An 18,647-nucleotide genomic window follows, 5' to 3' on the forward strand; every position below is an offset into this window, starting at 1 on the left:
CCGATCCGCCCCAGGAGCGCGGCCGAGGGGCCGATCGGACGCAGTAGGCTGGGCCCGTGCGAGCGCTCGATCAGATTCGACAGTGGCCGGTCCGGAACGCGGCGGCGGGTGTCGTCGTGCGCGGTAAGGGCGTGGTGGACTCCGAAGGGGACACCGCGAAGGTCTATCCGCTCGCTTCGGTGACCAAACCCCTTGTGGCGTACGGGGTTCTGGTGGCCGTCGAGGAGGGCGCGATCGAGCTGGACCAGCCCGCGGGGCCGCCCGGATCCACCGTGCGGCACCTGCTCGCCCACACCTCCGGCCTGGCCTTCGACACCACCGACGTGCTGGCCCGGCCCGGTGCCAAGCGCATCTACTCCAGCGCCGGGTTCGAGGTGCTCGCCGATTTCGTTGCGGCGCAGACCGGCATCCCGTTCGACGAGTACCTGCGCGAGGCCGTCTTCGAGCCGCTGGGCATGACCGCCTCGGCGCTGGTGGGCCCGGTCGGGCACGCGGGCCGCTCCTCGGTCGCAGATCTGCTGCGGTTCGCCGAGGAATTGCTGGAACCGGCTGTCGTCAGTGCCGAATTGGTTTCTGAAGCAAGCACAGTGCAATTCCCGGATCGCAATGGCGTCCTGCCCGGATACGGGTCGCAGCGCCCCAATGACTGGGGACTGGGATTCGAAATCCGCGACCACAAGAAACCGCACTGGACCGGAACCGCGAACTCGCCGCGCACCTTCGGGCACTTCGGGCAGTCGGGGACATTTCTCTGGGTGGACCCGGACGTCGGCATGGCGTGTCTGGCGCTCGCGGACGAAAATTTCGGAGACTGGGCCCGGACCGCGTGGCCACCGCTCAGCAATGGCGTCATCGCGGAGTTCGCGTAGTACCCACTGTGATCGACGACGAACGACACGTGCACTAAGTAACACCCGCAACACCGAACACTCCAGTAAACTCGGGCAACGCCGAGCTCGGGCAGGGGCCGTTGGGGAAGACGTCCCTCGTCGAGCCGGAGGTGTCAGTGGTGCGCGCGTCTAGTCAGTTCGCGGAGGCGACGTCTGGAGTCGTCTATATCCATTCGTCGCCGGCCGCGCTGTGCCCGCATATCGAATGGGCACTCACCTCCACCCTCAAGGCACCCGCGAAACTCCGCTGGACCGCCCAGCCCGCCGATCCCGGACACCTGCGGGCGACCACCGACTGGTACGGCCCGGTCGGCACCGGGGGCAGATTAGCCAGAGCATTGCGAGATTGGCCGGTCCTCTATTTCGAGGTCACCGAGGACCCCAGCGAGGGCGTCGACGGCGAACGCTTCTCCTTCGTCCCCGGCCTCGGCCTCTGGACCGGACTCACTGGCGCCGGCGGCGACATCATGGTCGGCGAGAACCGCCTGCGCGCCATCGTCGCCGAGGCCCGAGCACACGGCCGCAGCTCCGCCACCGAGATCGCGGCCGCCATCGACCGCGCCCTCGGCGCCCCCTGGGACGACATCCTCGAGCCCTACCGCCTCGGCGGCGACGGCGCGGAAGTCACCTGGCTCCGCCGCGACGTCGGCTGACACGCCACCCGCCGCGCCAAACACGCGTGGCATCCCTCGCGAACCCCGCGAACCGGGCAGAATGCCCAAGGGGACACCGACGAGGAGGCTTTCGTGCGGACCACAGCCGGGATCGCAGGGGCGACAGCGAAGATCGCAAGGGTAACGGCGAAGATCGCGGGCGCGGCACTGGCAGTCACGACGGCCCTCACCCTCGCCGCCTGCAACGACAACGCCGCACCCGGCGCCTCCCCAGCCTCCGGCCACCCCAAGCCCGCAGCGCCCACCTCCGGTCCGTTCCCCGCCGCCGGACACGAGGCCGTCCACTGCGGCACCGGCCCCTGGGGCCTGGCGGTAGTGGCCTCCACCGCCAAGGGAAACGACTTCTGCCCCACCGCGATCTCGGTGGTCACCGCCTACGCCGACGAGCGCGGCAAACAATCCGACGGCGACATAGCCGTCACCGTCGACACCGTCCGCTGGGTCTGCGGCGAACGTCAGGGCACCCCCAACCCCTTCCAGGAATGCTCCAGCCAGAACGAATCCGCCGACCGGGTCCGTCTCCTCTCCTGATGAATCATCGAGTGGCACCGGTGCGCCGAATCCGCTGTGCGAATCCCCTTGCTCGATAAGCCGCTCGACGATTCAGCGCCGGGCGCGGCGGAGGGAGAGGGCGGCTGTCGCTATGAGCGCGAGCAGGGTGAGGGCCAGCAGGCGGACGGGTGTGGCGCTGGGGTTGCCGTCGCCGTCGGGGGCCTGGGGTAGCCAGGTGTCGAGGTGCCGGCCCAAGGAGTAGAAGAAGAAGCACATGAACAGGCCGCCCAGTGCCCAGCCGATGGCGATCGCGGCGGCCAAGGTGCGAGATCCCATGAACAGCATCGCTATCGGGACCGCGGCGGTGGCGGCCGCCGAGACGGTGATCCAGGTGTAGTCGCCGCTCAGAAAGTCCCAGCCGCCGAACTGCGAGTGGGTGAAGCCGATCGCGGTGGCGCCGAGCAGCGCGAGGACCAGCATCACGATCGACAGCGGGTCGCGGGGCAGGCGCGGGCCGATGTCGAAGCTGCGCGCGAGCCACAGGGCGAGGAGTGCGGAAATACCCGCCAGAACGAGGCAAATGTGGCCGTACGTCGCGAAGGTGAAGCCGATCGCGGTCGAGATCGAGTCGCCCGAGCTGTGGGCCTCCCCGTGGTTCAGCCGGTTGCCGAGGACCTCGACGACAATGGTCGCCCACACCCCGACCACCGCGAGCCCCACGAGCAGACCCTGGCCGATCCCGCGTCGCCAGCGCGGAATCAGAACGGAGGCACCGGCGATGGCGGCTGCGATTGCCAGACCGACCAGGTAGTAATCGCCGTGATAGCCGAGTGGATCGATCCGGCTCTCGTCGTAGTGGTCCACCGCGCCCGGAGTGAACCGAGCGACGAGCAGCAGCACCGCTCCGATAATCGCGAACACCCCGGACATCCAGGAGGCTACCGCGCTCCATCGGCCACCTCGGCTTCCAACGGCGACCGGAGGCTCTCCGCCGCCGGGACTCTCGTGTGCTTCGCTGTGCCGCAAGGCTTTCAGAGTCGGCTCGGCCCGGGCGGCCGACCTCGCGCCGGGTTCCGAGCGCGCCCGGGGAAGCCGCGGGCTGTCCAATGTCGCGGCCCCGCCCAGCACTTCCCGTGCGGCCGGCGCGACCACCGGGTTGTCGTGGGTTGCTATGTGCCGCAGTGCTTTCCGTGCGGCATCGGCTCTCCGCTCGTCCCCGGAGGGCAGCTGGGTGCCGAGCGCCTGCACCGCTCCCCGCCGGATCTCGGGGTGCGGGCTGTCGAGCCCGACCCGGATCGACTCCGGCAACGGATCGAGTGGATACCCCGGTGCCGAATCGACCCGTGGCCCGCCTTCCGGTCGTGAGACTGCGGCATCCGCGCGGGGACCGGTTGCGGGCCGGTCCGGGTCGCCGGGTGGGGTGCGGGTCGAGTCGGGTGGTCGGGGGTCGCCGGTGGATTCGGGTCGGGCGTCGATCGCGCTCGGTGCTCCGGCGGATTCGGTGTCTGGGGTAGAGCTCGGCCTCAGGTCCGCGGATGGTGTGCCCTGGCTGATCTCGGTGGATTCCGGGCCGGGTGGGACGGCTTGATTCGACTCGGTGAAAGGGATCGCGTGCGTGGCCGGTGCCGGTGGCGCGGGTGGGAGGGTCTCGATGAACTCCGGTCTCGGTGGCGCTTCGAGAGTCGGTGCGGTGCGGGGGTTTCCGCGTGCGGCGCGCGCCCGGGCGAGGATGTCGGTGGCGGCGTCGGCGAGGGCTCCGCAGGTCGGGTAGCGGTCGGTCGGGTTCTTTGCCAGGGCGGTGGCGATGATGTCGTCGAATCCGGGTGGTAGGTCCGGGCGGGTGTCCAGTGGTCGGGGTGGGGGAGTGTTGAGGTGGGCGGCGATCACCGCGGCCTGGTCGGGGCGGGGGAAAGGCTCTGTGCCGGTGAGCAATTCGTAGAAGGTGCAGCCGAGTGAGTAGACGTCGGCGCGGTGGTCGGCGGGGGCGCCGTGGAAGCGTTCGGGGGCGGCGTAGGCGAAGGTGGCGGCCATGCCGGTGGCGGTGAGAGTGTCGTCGAGGGCGCGGGCGATGCCGAAGTCGGTGAGCACGGCGCGGTCGGGAGCGTGGTCGGAGGGGTCGAGCAGGATATTGGCGGGTTTGACGTCGCGGTGCAGGATGCCGTGGCGGTGGGCGTGGTCGAGGGCGTGAGCGGCATCGGTGAGGATGCGCAGTGACTCGTCGGTGGTGAGGGGCCCGTGCCGGGCGGCCAGCAGCTGTGACACGTCGCCGCCGCCGATGAATTTCATACAGAGCCAAGGGGTTTCGGCGTCGGCTCCCGCGCGATCATAGATGGCCACGATGTTCGGATGCTCCAGCCGGGCGGCCAGTGCGGCCTCCCGCTCGAAACGGGCCCGCCCCCGCGCGTCGGTGGCGATCACATCGCTGAGCACCTTCAGGGCGACCAGGCGATTCAGCCGGGGATGCCGGGCCAGGTAGACCACGCCCATGCCGCCGGTGCCGAGCACCCGCTCGATGGTGAATCCCGCGAACTCCGCCCCGGGTTCGAGCCGCATACCGCCCGCCTCCGCCAGAACCCAATGCCAGCCAGGCAACCATACGCCCGGCCCCGAGCGCCCGCCCGGCGAATCGCCGACCCGGGCCCGGTCGCGCGGATGGGATGAACCCGGGTGCGCTTGCGTCCGTTATCCCCGGATAGCGGCACGAGACAAGGTGCTGTCGATAGGGCGAACGACCGATGTGCTGGTGCCGTCGCGTAGCGCAGCCTGGGTTCGTTCATCGAGGCGGAAAATATCGAAGGAGCGGGACGATGACGACTGCGGACATCGATTTCGAGGGGCTGCGTACCAGCGTCGAAGGGGTGGTGATCACCCCCGGCGATCCCGAATACGACACGGCCCGGCAGGTCTGGAACGGATGTTTCGATCGCCGCCCGGCGGTGATCGTGCGGCCGACCAGTGCGGCCGGGGTGGCGGCGGCGGTGCTGGCCGCGCGCCGGCACGGGCTGGATCTGACGGTGCGCGGCGGCGGCCACAACTATGCCGGTCACGCGGTGGCCGACGATGCCATGATGATCGATCTGCGCGACCTCGACACGGTCGTCGTCGATACCGAGGCCAAGCTCGCCCGCTGCGGCGGCGGTGCCACCTGGGGTCAGGTCGACGCCGCGACCACCGCGCACGGACTGGCGGTCACCGGTGGGTTCATCAGCAATACCGGAATCGGCGGCCTGACCCTCGGCGGCGGCATGGGCTGGCTCACCCCGCGCTGCGGCCTGGCCTGCGACAATCTGGTCACCGCCGCAGTGGTCACCGCAGACGGCCGGATCGTCACCGCCTCGCCGGAGGAGAATCCCGAGCTGCACTGGGGATTGCGCGGCGGCGGAGGCAATTTCGGCATTGTCACCACCTTCACCTTCGCCCTGCACGAGGTGTCGCCGCTGGCCCAGCTGGCCATGCTGTGGTGGACCCCCGAAAACGGTGCCGCGGGGCTGCGGGCGGGCCGCGCGTTGATCGAGTCCCTGCCCGATGTCTACGGTGCCGGGGCCTTCGGCGTCTGCGGACCCCCTGCCCCGTTCGTTCCCGAGGTGTATCAGGGGCAGCCCGGATTCAGTGTCGCCGTGGCCGGTTTCGGCGCACCCGAAGAGCTCGAAGCGGTGATCAAGCCCCTGCGTGATGCCGCACCCGCCCCAGCCTGGGAACTGGTCACCCCCATCCCGTACACCGCGCTGCAGCAGATGTTCGACGAGGGCACCCCGGCCGGTCTGTTCGGCTACGAGAAGGCCCTCTACGTCAACGAGCTGTCCGACGAGGTGCTCGACACCATTGTCACCCGCTTCCCGCTGCGCAGCTCGCCGATGACCATCGTCCCGATCTTCCCGCTGCATGGCCGCTACAGCGAAATCGCCGACAGCGAAACAGCTTTCGGCGGTCCCCGCAACCCCTGCTATGTCATCAACATCAGCGCCCTCACCCCGGATCCGGCCGGATTCCCCGCCGAACGCCAATGGGTCCGCGACCTCTGGGACGCCTTGCGCCCGCACGCCGCGTCGTCGGCCGGTTACGTCAACTTCCTCGCCGAGGAGGACTCCGCCCGCGTCCGAGAATCCTACGGCGACAAGTACTCCCGCCTCACCGCCCTGAAAGCAACCTGGGACCCCGACAACGTCTTCCACCACAACGCCAACATCCCCCCGGCCTGACACCGCTCACGCGCGCGCAGGCTCGCCCGTCGGATCCGGTTCGCTCGTCGGATTCGGCTCCGCGATGTGGGCCGACTCGGCCATGGGATCCGGGTCGGACAGCGGCTCCACCGGCAACCCGTCCAGCACCCGGGCGAGCCGCTCGGAGTCCAGCTGCCCCTCCCACCTGGCGATCACCAGCGTGGCGACGCAGTTGCCGAGCAGGTTGACCGTGACCCGCATGGAATCCATGAGTCGGTCCGCCCCGAGCAAAATCGACACGGCTGCAACGGGAATCGAGCCGTGCCCGATGGCGCTCACGGTCGCCGACAGCGCCAGGAAGGAGGAACCCGGCACTCCCGCCATGCCCTTGGAGGTGAGCATGAGCGCGGCCACCGCGGTGAGCTGCTCGCCCACGCTCAGATCCACGCCCAGCGCCTGCGCCAGGAACAGCACGCAGATCGCCAGATACAGGGTCGCACCGTCCAGATTGAACGAATAGCCGGTCGGCACAACCAAACCCGTGGTGGCGCGCGAGCAGCCCGCGTCCACCAGCTTGGTCATGATGCGCGGCAGCACCACCTCGGTCGAGGCCGTACCCAACGCCACGAACAGCTCATCCTTGATGTAGCGCACGAACTTCCACAGGCTCGCGCCCGCGAAGATCCGGGTGATCGCGGCCAGTACGAGGATGAACAACAGGGCCGCCCCATAACAGGCGGCGATCAATTTCCCGTACGTGCCAAGGGATTTCAGCCCATACTGCCCGACGATGAACGCCATCGCCCCGAACGCCCCCAGCGGCGAGAGCCGCATGATCCACCCGATCACGATGAACAGGATCCGGCTGACGTGATCGATGGCCTCCAGCACCACGGGCGGCCCGTTCTCCCCGAACTGGGCCAGCGCCAGCCCGAACAGCACCGAAACGAACAGCACCTGCAACAGCTTGTTCTCCGCGAACGCCGAAACCAGCGACGTCGGAATGATGTTCAGCAGAAAGTCGACGGTATGCGGCAGCTCGGCCTTCTGCGTCGTCTTCGCGATCTGATCCGCCCCGGTCGCCAGCGTCTGCGCATCGATGCTGAACCCCGCCCCCAGCTTCACCAGATTCCCGACCAGCAACCCGAACAGCAACGCGAACGTGGTCACCACCTCGAAGTAGATCAGCGCCTTGACCCCGATCCGCCCCACCGACTTCAAATTCCCCACGTGCGCGATCCCCAGCACCACCGTGCAGAACACGATCGGCGCGATCACCATCTTGATCAGTTTGATGAACCCGTCCCCCAACGGCTTCAGATCGGTCCCGAGCCACGGCCACATCCTGCCCACCACGATCCCGGCCACCACCGCGATCAGCAGCTGCACGAACATCGACCGATACCACGGCGTCCGCGGCCCCACCGCCACCCCGCCTCCGAGCGTCTCTGCCATGCCCGCACGCTAGAAACCTCGAGTATCCATGCTGTATCACGCATGTATCGTCGAAATTTCGTAAGTTTTGTACACGGCGGCCGATGCAAACGACAGCGGGCGGTCTCCGCGGAGACCGCCCGCTATTGCGTTGCCGCTGAACTACAGCGGGATGTTCTTGTTGTGCTGCGGGCGGGACGGGGCCGCCGCGAGTGCCGCCGCGATGGTGGAGCGGGTCTTGGCCGGTTCGACGATCTGGTCGACGACGCCGATGGCCATGGCACGCTCGACGCCGCCGGCGATGCGCTCGTGTTCCTCGGTGAGGCGCTCGAGCATGGCCTCGCGCTCCGATTCCGGGGCGGCGGCGAGGGCCTTCTTGTGGAGGATGCCGACCGCGGCCTTTGCGCCCATGACGGCGACCTCGGAACCGGGCCACGCGTACACCGCGGTGGCGCCGAGGGAACGGGCGTTCATGGCGATGTAGGCGCCGCCGTAGATCTTGCGGGTCACCAGGGTGACGCGGGGGACGCGGGCCTCGGCGAAGGCGTGCAGCAGCTTCGCGCCGCGGCGGACCACGCCCTCGAACTCCTGGGAGACGCCGGGCAGGTAGCCGGGGACGTCGGTGACGACGATCAGCGGGATGCCGAAGGCGTTGCACAGGCGCACGAAACGCGAAGCCTTCTCGGCGCTTTCGGAGTTGAGGCAGCCGCCCATGCGGATCGGGTTGTTGGCCAGCACGCCGACGGTGCGGCCGCCGAGGCGGCCCAGGCCGACCACCATGGAGCGGGCGTAGCCGCCCTGCAGTTCCTCGAAAGTGCTTTCACCGTCGACATTGTCGAGCAGTTCGTTGATGATCGGCTTCACGTCGTAGGCGCGCTTGGCCGAGGCGGGCATCATGGCCTTGAGGTCCACATCGCCGTGTTCGGCAGCGGCCAGGTCGAATTCGCCCTGCTCGGCGAACATCGAGACCAGGCGGCGCGCACGGTGCATGGCGTCCTGTTCGTCATCGGCGACGATGTGGCACACGCCGGACTTCTTTCCGTGGGTGATCGGGCCGCCCAGGGTCTCCATGTCGACGCTCTCGCCGGTCACCGTCTTCACGATGTCGGGTCCGGTCACGAAGACACGGCCTTCCGGGGCCATGATCACGATGTCGGTCAGCGCGGGACCGTAGGCGGCGCCACCGGCGGCGAAGCCGAGCACCACCGAAATCTGGGGGACCTGGCCGGACGCGCGCACCATGGCCTCGAAGACCAGGCCGACCGCGTGCAGGGCCTCGACGCCCTCCGCCAGCCGCGCGCCACCCGAATGCCACAGGCCGACAACGGGAATCTTGGAGTCGATGGCGGTATCGATCGCATCGACGATGTGCTTGCAACCCTCGACGCCCATGGCGCCGCCCATCACGGTCGCATCGGAGCAGTACGCGACGGTGCGCACACCGTCGATCTCACCGATGGCGGCCAGCACGCCGGACTTGTCGCGGGGGTGGAGCGGCAGCACGGTTCCGGGATCGAAGAAGCGCTGCAACCGACCCAGCGGGTCACGGGGATCGGTGGTGGTATCCGCATGTGCGGGAGCCATGATGGTCATCGCGAACTCTCCTCATAAAGGAAGTGCGGTCGCTCCGTACGGCTGCGGACTCAGAGCGGCTGCGAAATGTCGAAATCCCGGCAGGGGCTCTTGGAATGAACACCGTGGGGTCTGGGATCTCGATCCGAGATCCCCTGCCGGGACCGCTTGTCTTACTGACCGGTTCTAGAAGTGCGCGGTTCTTCTGAGTTGCGCGTCAGTACCGGCCGAAGGCGAGCGCGACATTGTGCCCACCGAAACCGAAGGAGTTGTTGATCGCGTACTGGATGTCCTGCTGACGCGCCGCGCCGTGCACGACATCCAGATCGATCGCCGGATCCTGGTTCTCGAGGTTCAGCGTCGGGGGGACGATGCCGTCCCGGATGCTGAGTACCGTGAGAATCGACTCGAGAGCGCCGACGGCGCCGATCGAGTGACCCAGTGCCGACTTGGGTGCGTAAACCGAGGCGTGCTTGACGCCCGCCTTGTGAATCGCGTTGCACTCCGCGGTGTCACCGACGGAGGTGGACGTCGCGTGTGCGTTGATGTGGGTGACGTCCTTGGGCGACAACCCAGCGGTCTGCATCGCGCGCTGCATGGCGCGAGCCGCACCGGCGCCCTCCGGATCGGGAGCCACCAGGTGGAACCCGTCGGAGGTGATACCCGCGCCCATGAGCCGGGCGTGGATGGTGGCGCCGCGCGCCTTGGCGCTCTCCTCGGTCTCGACGACCATGAGCGCGCCCGCCTCGCCGAAGACGAAGCCGTCGCGGTCCTTGTCGAAGGGGCGCGAGGCCGCCTTCGGGTTGTCGTTGCGGGTCGACATGGCCCGCATCATGGAGAACGCCGCGATCGGCACCGAGTCGATGAAGCCCTCGACACCGCCGGTGACCACCATGTCGGCGTCACCCATGACGATCATCCGCCACGCGTTGGCGATGGCCTCCGAACCCGACGAACACGCCGAGACCGGAGTGATCACTCCCGCCCGGGCCTTGAGTTCGAGACCGACGACGGCCGAAGGGCCGTTCGGCATGACCATCTGAACCGCCAGCGGCGAGATCTTGCGGTAGCCGCCGTTCTTCAGCTTGTCGACCGAGTCGATGAGCGCGTCACCGCCACCGAGGCCGGTGCCGATGGCGACGCCCAGTCGCAGCGGATCGATCTCGGGCGAACCGGCGTTCTTCCACACCTCGCGACCGAGGGTGATGGCCAGTCGCTCGACATACGCCATGCGACGGATCTCGACACGGTCGAGGAGCGTGTCCGGCGACACCTTCAGGTGGCCGCCGATTCGCACCGGGAGGTCGTACTCCGTGATGAAGTCGTCCTCGAGAGTGTCGATGCCGCTCTCGCCGTTGAGGAGGCCCTTCCACGTCGCATCGACGTCACCGGCGATCGACGTGGTCGCCGCCATGCTCGTGACGACGACGTTGGGGAAGTTCCCGTTCAAGGTGGAAGGAGTGGTCACGGTGTCGGTTCCTACTCGCCCTCGGCGCCGAACTTGGCCTTCAGCTCGGCGGCCGCGTCGGAGTTCTCGGCCTCGAGCTTCTGGATGTACGCCACCGCGTCGCCGACGGTCTTCAGGCTCGCCAGGTCCTCGTCGGGGATCTTGACGCCGTACTTGTCCTCGGTCTGGACGGCGATCTCGACCATCGACAGCGAGTCGATGTCCAGGTCGTCGACGAAGGACTTCTCGATGGTGACCTCGGAGGGCTCGATACCGGTCACCTCTTCGATGATCTTGCCGAGCTCTTCGACGATCTGTTCCTGGGTCAGAGCGGCCACTGTGGTGGCTCCTTACTTTTGTTGAGGGGTGGGGATATTCGTTTTTGCGACCCGATTGCTCCATCGCCGTTGATGGGAGCGGGCCGCGAGCCAAGCTAGCTGGTTGCGGTCAGCTCGGCGAGCGCGGGGAGGTCCGCGGGGGTCTTCAGCGCCAGATTCGGGGTGCCCTTGAGCTCCCGCTTGGCGATGCCGACCAGGGTGCCCGCCGACGGCAACTCTGCCACCGCGGAAACCCCTGCCGCACGGATCGTTTCGGTGCACAGGTCCCAGCGCACGGGGCGCGTGACCTGAGCAGCGAGCTTGTCGATCGCATCCTGACCGGAGCTGACCGGCTGCCCGTCGAAGTTCGACAGCAGGGTCCGGACCGGCTCGCTGGGAGCGATCTTCGCGATGGCCTCCGCCACCGCGTCCTGGGCGGGTGCCATGAACGCGGTGTGGAAGGCGCCTGCGACCGGGAGTGCACGGACGCGGGCCTTTTCGGGCGGGTTCGCGGCAAGGGCTTCGAGCGCCTCGAGCTTACCCGCCGCCACGATCTGGCCCACCGCGTTGCGGTTGGCCGGAACCAGGCCGAGTTCCTCGAGCCGGGCGAGCACTGCCGCCTCGTCACCACCGAGCACCGCGGACATGCCGGTCGGCTTGAGTGCGCAAGCCTTGGCCATCTCCGCCCCGCGGATGGCGGCCAGGGCCACCGCGTCATCGGCGGAGATGACTCCGGCGACGGCGGCGGCGGCGAATTCGCCGACCGAGTGTCCGGCGACGACGGTATCCGCGGGAAGCGAATCCTGCGGGATTTCGGCAAAAGCAAGCAGAGCGGCCGCGACGACGAGCGGCTGGGTGACAGCCGTGTCCACGATCTCTTCCGCGGTCGCAGTCGTACCCAAACGCAGCAGGTCCAGCCCCGCGGCCTTCGACCAGAGCGCCACGCGATCCGCGGTGCCGGGAAGTTCGAGCCAAGGGGTGAGCATGCCGGGTGTCTGAGAGCCCTGTCCAGGGGCGAGCAATGCGATCACGGGATTAAGAAAACACTGTGGCGGCGCTCTCACGAGATGTCGGCGCGAATGAAGCTTGCATGGCTCTTTTGTGAGGAGTCCACAAAAGACCAAGTGGGTTGTCCGGATCGCCCGATCCGCAGATCTTGTTACACCCCATCCGAGGGGTCTGTGACGGGAGTCACATCAGTGGCAGGAGTGGGCGATTCGTTACGGGTTCGAGTCAGTCTGCCTACTGTGGCCGCGATACGTAACACGTAGGCATCGCGCGGATTCATGGGATCCCGGCCCGTGATGTCGGCAATCCGCTTGAGGCGATAGCGCACCGTATTTGGATGAACGAACAGCTGGCGGGCACAGGTTTCGACGGCTCCACCGCAGTCCAGATAGGCATCCAGGGTGTCCGACAGATCGGCGCTGGCGGCGGCCAACGGTAACACGAGATGCTCGTTGAGGGCGTCCACGGCCGCGCGGTCACCCAGCAGGGCACGTTCGGGCAGCAGTTCGGAGGCGTGCACCGGTCGCGGCGCGCCCCGCCAGCCCACCACGGCCTCCATACCGGCCATGGCCTCGACCGAGCTGACGTGCGCGGCCGACAGCGTCCGCATGGTCGGACCGATCACCACCGGGGTCTCCGAGAACGCCTCGGCGAGCAGATCGGTGAGGAACTGGGACGGGAACTGCGGGTCCCCGAGATGTCCGCTGACTACCATGACGAGCCGCGAACCCTGCACCACGGCGAGCGCATTGCGGCCGTGCCGGGCGGCCACACTATGTACGGAACTGACAACGGCCACCTGATCCTTGGGGGGAGTGCCCACAAGCACGGTGGCGGGTGCGGTGGCATCCCAATTGAGAGTCGCCGCGCGCGAGAGCATCTCGGGCCCGGTGTCGCCGCGCACCACGGCATCGACGACCAGGGCCTCCAATCGGGTGTCCCACGCGCCGCGGGACTCGGCCGCCGACGCGTACACCGAGGCGGCGGCGAAACCGAGCTCGCGCCCGTAGCGCAACACCGCCTCGGTGAGGGCCACCAGCTGACGGTCGTTGCGCGCCAGCGCCGGTAGCCACTGCTCGAAGAACTCCATGGCCACCCGGACCATGTCGACGGTCTGGCGCAGCGTGAGCCGCCGCGCCAGATCGTCGGGAATCACCTGGAAGGCATCGAGACTGAAACGGATGTCCGATTCCGGGTCCTGCAGCCATTCCAGGAAGTTCACCACCGCCGTCTGCACCAGCATCTGCACCCCGGCCCGCTGGGCGGCGTCCAGATTGGCGAAGAACGGCAACCGATCCTGCATCGAGGCCACGGCCTCGGTGGACAGGCGACCGGAGAACTGCTTGACCCGTTTCAGGAGGGTGTCCGGAAGCGGGTCGCGCGTCTGCCGATTCGGGGAGAGCGCGCCGGTGGGGAGATAGACCTCGTGGGATGAGGTGCCCTCTTCATTGATCCGGCGCGGCCTCGGCGGTTTACGTTCCACGGTAAATATGTTCGGTTATGCGTCGCCGCCCTCGGTACCGGGTGCCGCCTTCGGCGCGGCGTTCACATCGTCGATCCCGTAGCGACGCGCCGCCTCGGCGACCGTGGCCTGTGCGATCCGGCCCTGATTGGCCAGGCCCTGCAGCGCGGCGACCACGATGGACGCGGCATCCACATTGAACACGCGGCGCGCGGCCGGGCGGGTGTCGGAGAAACCGAAACCGTCGGTGCCCAGCGTGATGTACTCGCCCGGCACCCACTGGCGGATCTGATCGGGCACCGCGCGCATCCAGTCGGAGGCCGCCACGAACGGGCCGCGCGACTTGGACAGGATCTGGGTGATGTAGGGCTGGCCCGGATCCTCGTCCGGGTGGCGCAGTTTCGCGATCTCCTTCGACAGCGCCTCCTTGCGGAGCTCGCCCCACGAGGTCACCGAGTACACATCGGCCTGCACGTTCCAATCGTGCGCCAGCATCTCCTGGGCCCGCAGGCCGTCGGGCATGGTGACGCCGGCGACCAGGATGTTCGCGCGCAGGATGCCCGCCGAACCGGGCTTGTAGAGATAGATGCCCTTGAGCAGGCCCTCGACATCGATGTTCTCCGGCTCGGCCGGCTGCACATACGGCTCGTTGTAGAGGGTGATGTAGTAGAAGATGTCCTCGCCGCCGAATTCGTGGTGCGCCGAGTGCGATTCGGGATCGGTGCCGGGCAGCGACTCCTGGTAGCCCGCGACCACGCCGCCGCCGTACATGCGGCGCATGCCGTCGCGGACGATGTGGGCGATCTCGAAGGAGAAGGCCGGGTCGTAGGCGACACAGGCCGGGTTGGTGGAGGCCAGCAACAGCGAGTGACCGTCGTTGTGCTGCAAACCTTCACCGGTCAGCGTGGTTCGCCCGGCGGTTGCTCCGAGCACGAAGCCGCGCGCCATCTGGTCCGCCGCCGCCCACAGGCCGTCGCCCGTGCGCTGGAAACCGAACATCGAGTAGAAGATGTAGAGCGGGATCATCGGTTCGCCGTGGGTGCTGTAGGAGGTACCCACCGCGGTGAAGCTGGAGGTCGAACCGGCCTCGTTGATGCCCTCGTGCAGGATCTGGCCGACGCTCGACTCTTTGTAGGCAAGCATCAAATCCGCGTCGACCGACGTGTACAACTGGCCGTTGCGGTTGTAGATCTTCAACGACGGGAACCACGAGTCCATGCCGAAGGTGCGGGCCTCGTCGGGGATGATCGGGACGATGCGCTTGCCGATCTCCTTGTCGCGCAACAGCTCCTTCATCAGGCGCACGAAGGCCATCGTGGTGGCCACGTGCTGCTTGCCCGCACCCTTGCGGACCGAACGGTAGGCCTCGTCGCCGGGAAGTTGCAGCGGCTTTGCCATCGTGCGGCGCTCGGGCACGAAACCGCCCAATTGCTGACGGCGGTTCATCATGTACTGGATCTCGGGCGCCTCCATGCCGGGGTGGTAGTACGGCGGCAGGTACGGATTCGCCTCGAGCTCGGCGTCGGTGATCGGAATGCGCTGCAGGTCGCGGAACGCCTTCAGATCGTCGAGGGTCATCTTCTTCATCTGGTGCGTGGCATTGTGGGCCTCGAAGTGCTTGCCCAGGCCGTAGCCCTTGATGGTCTTGGCCAGGATGACCGTCGGCTGGCCCTGGTGCGCCATGGCCGCGGCGTAGGCGGCGTAGATCTTGCGGTAGTCGTGGCCGCCGCGCTTGAGGTTCCAGACCTGGGCGTCGGAGAGGCCCTTGACCAGTTCCTTGGTGCGCGGATCGCGGCCGAAGAAGTGCTCGCGCACGTACGCGCCGTCATTGGCCTTGTAGGTCTGGTAGTCGCCGTCGGGGGTGGTGTTCATCAGGTTCACCAGCGCGCCGTCGCGGTCGGCCTGCAGCAGGGCGTCCCACTCGCGGCCCCAGACCACCTTGATGACGTTCCAGCCCGCGCCGCGGAAGAACGACTCCAGCTCCTGAATGATCTTGCCGTTGCCGCGGACCGGGCCGTCCAGGCGCTGCAGGTTGCAGTTGATGACGAAGGTCAGATTGTCCAGGCCCTCGTTGGCGGCCACCTGGATCAGGCCGCGCGATTCCGGCTCGTCCATCTCGCCGTCGCCCAGGAATGCCCAAACATGCTGATCCGAGGTGTCTTTCAGGCCGCGGTCGTGCAGGTAGTGGTTGAACCGGGCCTGGTAGATGGCGTTCATCGGGCCCAGACCCATTGACACCGTGGGGAATTCCCAGAAGTCCGGCATCAGGCGCGGGTGCGGGTAGGACGACAGGCCGTGGCCCGGGCCGCCGTGGCTGTACTCCTGACGGAAACCGTCCATCTGGTCCGGCGTCAAGCGGCCTTCCAGGAAGGCGCGCGCGTAGATGCCCGGCGAGGCGTGGCCCTGGATGAAAACCTGGTCGCCGCCGCCGATGTGGTCCTTGCCGCGGAAGAAGTGGTTGAAGCCCACCTCGTAGAGCGCCGCGGAGGACGCGTAGGTCGAAATATGGCCGCCCACACCGATTCCCGGGCGCTGGGCGCGGTGCACCATGACGGCGGCGTTCCAGCGGATGTAGGCGCGGAAGCGGCGCTCCACCTCCTCGTCGCCGGGGAACCAGGGCTCGTTCTCGGTGGGGATGGTGTTGACGTAGTCGGTGGAGGTCAGCGCGGGGATCGCGACATGGCGCTCACCGGCGCGTTCCAGCAGGCGCAGCATGAGGTAGCGGGCGCGGCCGGGGCCCTCGCGGGTCAGCATTTCGTCGAAGGAGTCGAGCCATTCGCTGGTCTCCTCCGGATCGATGTCCGGCAGGTATGACGCCACCCCCTCGCGAATCACTCGAACCCGGCCCCCCGCCGGGGATTTGCGGGTCGATCCGGCGTCCGGTCCCGGGGAACCGTTGGCGGAGTTCGACGAAGTAGGGTGCATCAAGTCCGTCAAGACGATTGCTCCTCGTACACATGGGGTGGGACATCGGGTGTGGCGTCAATACCCCGGGTATCCGCTGGTCGGCGGCATACCCGTAACGATCGGTCTGGGGCGCATCTCACATCCTTGCCGATGATGCGGCCCAGGTCATCATGTCAGCCGGAAATCCAGTACGGTTGCGCAGGGAATCGCGCCGCTCGCGACGCCATCCACCACCGCCGCGCTGGATCGGGGAGGACTCAAGTGAAGCTGCTGAACCCGCGGGGGTTCGGATTGGTTTGCGCATCCGCGGCCGTGGCGGCGGGGTTGATGCTGGCGGGCTGCGCGAACACGGTCGAGGGTACCCCGACGGTCGATCAGGCTCAGGTGACCTCGTACCGGGCCGAGGTGTCCTCGTCCGCGGCGGCCGCCAGTTCGTCCAAGGCCGCGGCGCAGGTCGCCAAGGCCACGGCCGACAACTGCGATCCGTTCCGCAAGACCGCCGGGACCGCGGTCGACCGCTACAACGAGTTCGTGGACGCGCACGACGCCAGCGCCGCGGACCAAGTGGCGAAGCGGGACGCGGCGGCCGGGGCGCTCGAGGACGCGGCGAAGACGATCGAGACCGAGTTGAACGCGACCCGGGCGGATCTGCCCGCCGATCTCGCGGGCAAGCTCACCGACTATGTGAACGCGGCGCGCTCGCTGGCCGCGGAGATCCGGAAGATGTCGGGCGGGTCGTCGGTGGCGCCGCTGAACGACGCGAGCAAGAAGGTCAACGACGCTCTAACCGCTGTTCGGAACGCCTGCCCGGGCAAGTGAAACCGACCTGTCCTTCGGGTCCCATTGGTCTCACATACGACATTTAGGGTGCGAATTCGGCCGATCGGCTTGCGTTGGGGGCTTTTACCATGTTCGCTTGCAACTACCTATTGTCTGGAGTTGAGGAGGACACCACCGTGGTCGCCGCGGCGGACGCGCAGAACTACGCTCAGAAGCTTGGCATTACACACGACATGGTGGTTCAGGAACTGGGCTGGGACGAAGATACCGACGACGCGCTTCGCGCCGAGATCGAGGAAGCCACCGGTTCCGAGTTGCTCGACGAAGACACCGATGAGGTGGTCGACGTCGTACTGCTGTGGTGGCGGGACGGTGACGGTGACCTGGTGGACGAGCTCCTGAATGTGATCACCCCGCTCGCCGACGACGGCGTCGTGTGGGTGCTCACCCCCAAGACCGGTCAGCCCGGCCATGTCGATCCGAGCGAAATCGGCGAGTCGGCGACCCCCGCCGGCCTCACCGCGACCACCCCGGTGTCCCTGGGCACCTGGACCGGCACCAAGCTGACCCAGCCCAAGACGCCCTCCAAACAGCGCTGAGACCCTCCACTAAGGTTTCAGTCAACCGAGCGACCGTGGTGGATGCCCCGTGCCTCCACCACGAGTCGCCCGGTGCGCGGGTCCTTTCGCGGGCCCGGCGCTGCGCCAGGACACAGGATGGAGGGGTAGCCATGCCGCTCGAGGTCGGTACGCTCGCACCGGACTTCACGCTGAAGGACCAGAACAACCAGGAAGTCTCCCTGTCGAGCTTCCGAGGCGAGAAGAACGTCCTGCTCGTCTTCTACCCGTTGGCCTTCACCGGCATCTGCCAGGGCGAACTCTGCAAGGTCCGAGACGAACTCCCCAAGTTCCAGAACGACAACGCAGAAATCCTCGCCATCTCGGTAGGCCCACCCCCCACCCACAAAATCTGGGCCGCCGAACAGGGCTACACCTTCCCCCTCCTGTCCGACTTCTGGCCCCACGGCGCCGTCTCCCAGTCCTACGGCGTCTTCAACGAAAAATCCGGCTACCCCAACCGCGGCACTTTCGTCGTCGACAAGGACGGCATCATCCGCTTCGCCGAAATGAACGGCCCCGGTGAGCCCCGTGACCAGCAAGCTTGGGAAAAAGCCCTCGCCACACTAGATTCATAACCCGTGCCTCCGGACCCCGCGTCCGGCAGCACAATCCGACCCCGGCCCCGCCGGGCAGTCCGGGCGTATAGCTCAGCGGTAGAGCACTGGTTTTACACACCAGCGGTCGGGGGTTCGATCCCCTCTGCGCCCACTCCCGAAAACCCAGGTCATGCCTGGGTTTTTGTGTATCAGCTTCGATCTTGGAAGTGATTTGTGTTCGCAATCGTGTAGCACTGAGAGTTAGCTGCTATGTGTCTGTAGCGGTTCGTGTTCCACATCGATGAGAGTGCTGTGAGGTTCGGCGTCGGTGGACGGCTGCTAGTGTCG

The 18,647-nt window shown here is 67.4% G+C and carries 15 protein-coding genes and 1 tRNA gene; 8 read left to right on the forward strand and 8 right to left on the reverse strand.

The window, feature by feature from the left end; translation table 11 throughout:
- Nucleotides 1-56 precede the first annotated feature (56 nt).
- The 3 genes from NS2_RS23255 (at nucleotide 57) to NS2_RS23265 (ending at nucleotide 2,095) form a co-directional block, all read left to right on the forward strand.
- Nucleotides 57-869 (forward strand): serine hydrolase domain-containing protein, encoded by an 813-nt coding sequence (locus NS2_RS23255; RefSeq protein WP_033087003.1) that lies wholly within the window; start codon nucleotides 57-59, stop codon nucleotides 867-869.
- A 140-nt stretch (nucleotides 870-1,009) separates the two neighbouring features.
- Nucleotides 1,010-1,543 (forward strand): DUF3145 domain-containing protein, encoded by a 534-nt coding sequence (locus tag NS2_RS23260; protein WP_033087027.1) that lies wholly within the window; start codon nucleotides 1,010-1,012, stop codon nucleotides 1,541-1,543.
- 93 nt (nucleotides 1,544-1,636) lie between these two features.
- Nucleotides 1,637-2,095: a hypothetical protein gene (locus tag NS2_RS23265; protein WP_033087001.1), complete on the forward strand. Its 459-nt coding sequence runs from the start codon at nucleotides 1,637-1,639 to the stop codon at nucleotides 2,093-2,095.
- A gap of 72 nt (nucleotides 2,096-2,167) precedes the next feature.
- Here NS2_RS23265 and NS2_RS23270 read toward each other — a convergent pair whose 3' ends face one another.
- Nucleotides 2,168-4,609, reverse strand: a complete 2,442-nt coding sequence (locus NS2_RS23270) for a serine/threonine-protein kinase (protein ID WP_052086212.1) — start codon at nucleotides 4,607-4,609, stop codon at nucleotides 2,168-2,170.
- Between the two features lie 254 nt (nucleotides 4,610-4,863).
- Between NS2_RS23270 and NS2_RS23275 the strand changes: the two genes are divergently transcribed.
- On the forward strand, nucleotides 4,864-6,255 hold the full coding sequence (locus NS2_RS23275; RefSeq protein ID WP_033087000.1) for an FAD-binding oxidoreductase: 1,392 nt from the start codon (nucleotides 4,864-4,866) through the stop codon (nucleotides 6,253-6,255).
- Between the two features lie 6 nt (nucleotides 6,256-6,261).
- Here NS2_RS23275 and dctA read toward each other — a convergent pair whose 3' ends face one another.
- From dctA to aceE, 7 genes are all read right to left on the reverse strand, one after another.
- Entirely contained in the window at nucleotides 6,262-7,671 is a 1,410-nt protein-coding gene (gene dctA, locus NS2_RS23280; protein WP_052086211.1) for a C4-dicarboxylate transporter DctA, read from the reverse strand.
- Between the two features lie 141 nt (nucleotides 7,672-7,812).
- Nucleotides 7,813-9,243 (reverse strand): acyl-CoA carboxylase subunit beta, encoded by a 1,431-nt coding sequence (locus NS2_RS23285; protein WP_033086999.1) that lies wholly within the window; start codon nucleotides 9,241-9,243, stop codon nucleotides 7,813-7,815.
- A gap of 196 nt (nucleotides 9,244-9,439) precedes the next feature.
- Complete coding sequence (locus NS2_RS23290; protein ID WP_033086998.1) at nucleotides 9,440-10,690, reverse strand: KasA/KasB family beta-ketoacyl-ACP synthase; 1,251 nt, start codon at nucleotides 10,688-10,690, stop codon at nucleotides 9,440-9,442.
- 11 nt (nucleotides 10,691-10,701) lie between these two features.
- Nucleotides 10,702-11,007 carry a meromycolate extension acyl carrier protein AcpM gene (gene acpM, locus NS2_RS23295; RefSeq protein ID WP_033086997.1) on the reverse strand — a complete coding sequence of 102 codons (306 nt, stop codon included), beginning with the start codon at nucleotides 11,005-11,007 and terminating at the stop codon, nucleotides 10,702-10,704.
- Between the two features lie 95 nt (nucleotides 11,008-11,102).
- Nucleotides 11,103-12,017, reverse strand: a complete 915-nt coding sequence (locus tag NS2_RS23300) for an ACP S-malonyltransferase (protein ID WP_033086996.1) — start codon at nucleotides 12,015-12,017, stop codon at nucleotides 11,103-11,105.
- Between the two features lie 128 nt (nucleotides 12,018-12,145).
- A complete protein-coding gene (locus NS2_RS23305; protein ID WP_373456079.1) occupies nucleotides 12,146-13,447 on the reverse strand; it encodes a PucR family transcriptional regulator in 1,302 nt (433 codons plus the stop codon).
- A gap of 45 nt (nucleotides 13,448-13,492) precedes the next feature.
- Nucleotides 13,493-16,381, reverse strand: coding sequence for a pyruvate dehydrogenase (acetyl-transferring), homodimeric type (aceE, locus tag NS2_RS23310; RefSeq protein WP_373867325.1), 2,889 nt, complete (start codon nucleotides 16,379-16,381; stop codon nucleotides 13,493-13,495).
- Nucleotides 16,382-16,624: 243 nt separating this feature from the next.
- Here aceE and NS2_RS23315 point away from each other — a divergent pair, with 243 nt between their 5' ends.
- The 4 genes from NS2_RS23315 (at nucleotide 16,625) to NS2_RS23330 (ending at nucleotide 18,471) form a co-directional block, all read left to right on the forward strand.
- Complete coding sequence (locus NS2_RS23315) at nucleotides 16,625-17,182, forward strand: Rv2240c family protein (protein ID WP_033086993.1); 558 nt, start codon at nucleotides 16,625-16,627, stop codon at nucleotides 17,180-17,182.
- Nucleotides 17,183-17,319: 137 nt separating this feature from the next.
- Nucleotides 17,320-17,742, forward strand: a complete 423-nt coding sequence (locus NS2_RS23320) for a DUF3052 domain-containing protein (protein ID WP_033087024.1) — start codon at nucleotides 17,320-17,322, stop codon at nucleotides 17,740-17,742.
- Nucleotides 17,743-17,873: 131 nt separating this feature from the next.
- A complete protein-coding gene (locus tag NS2_RS23325; RefSeq protein ID WP_033086992.1) occupies nucleotides 17,874-18,338 on the forward strand; it encodes a peroxiredoxin in 465 nt (154 codons plus the stop codon).
- A gap of 61 nt (nucleotides 18,339-18,399) precedes the next feature.
- Nucleotides 18,400-18,471: transfer RNA gene (locus tag NS2_RS23330), tRNA-Val, on the forward strand.
- Nucleotides 18,472-18,647: the final 176 nt, after the last annotated feature.

It is taken from the genome of Nocardia seriolae NBRC 15557 (assembly GCF_007990715.1).
Lineage (GTDB): Bacteria > Actinomycetota > Actinomycetes > Mycobacteriales > Mycobacteriaceae > Nocardia > Nocardia seriolae.

Bases quoted from the DNA above. Each gene is read 5' to 3' on its own strand.
- NS2_RS23270 (WP_052086212.1), bottom strand. From the start codon at position 4,609: ATGCGGCTCGAACCCGGGGCGGAGTTCGCGGGATTCACCATCGAGCGG.
- NS2_RS23275 (WP_033087000.1), top strand. From the start codon at position 4,864: ATGACGACTGCGGACATCGATTTCGAGGGGCTGCGTACCAGCGTCGAA.
- dctA (WP_052086211.1), bottom strand. From the start codon at position 7,671: ATGGCAGAGACGCTCGGAGGCGGGGTGGCGGTGGGGCCGCGGACGCCG.
- NS2_RS23285 (WP_033086999.1), bottom strand. From the start codon at position 9,243: ATGACCATCATGGCTCCCGCACATGCGGATACCACCACCGATCCCCGT.
- aceE (WP_373867325.1), bottom strand. From the start codon at position 16,381: ATGCACCCTACTTCGTCGAACTCCGCCAACGGTTCCCCGGGACCGGAC.
- NS2_RS23325 (WP_033086992.1), top strand. From the start codon at position 17,874: ATGCCGCTCGAGGTCGGTACGCTCGCACCGGACTTCACGCTGAAGGAC.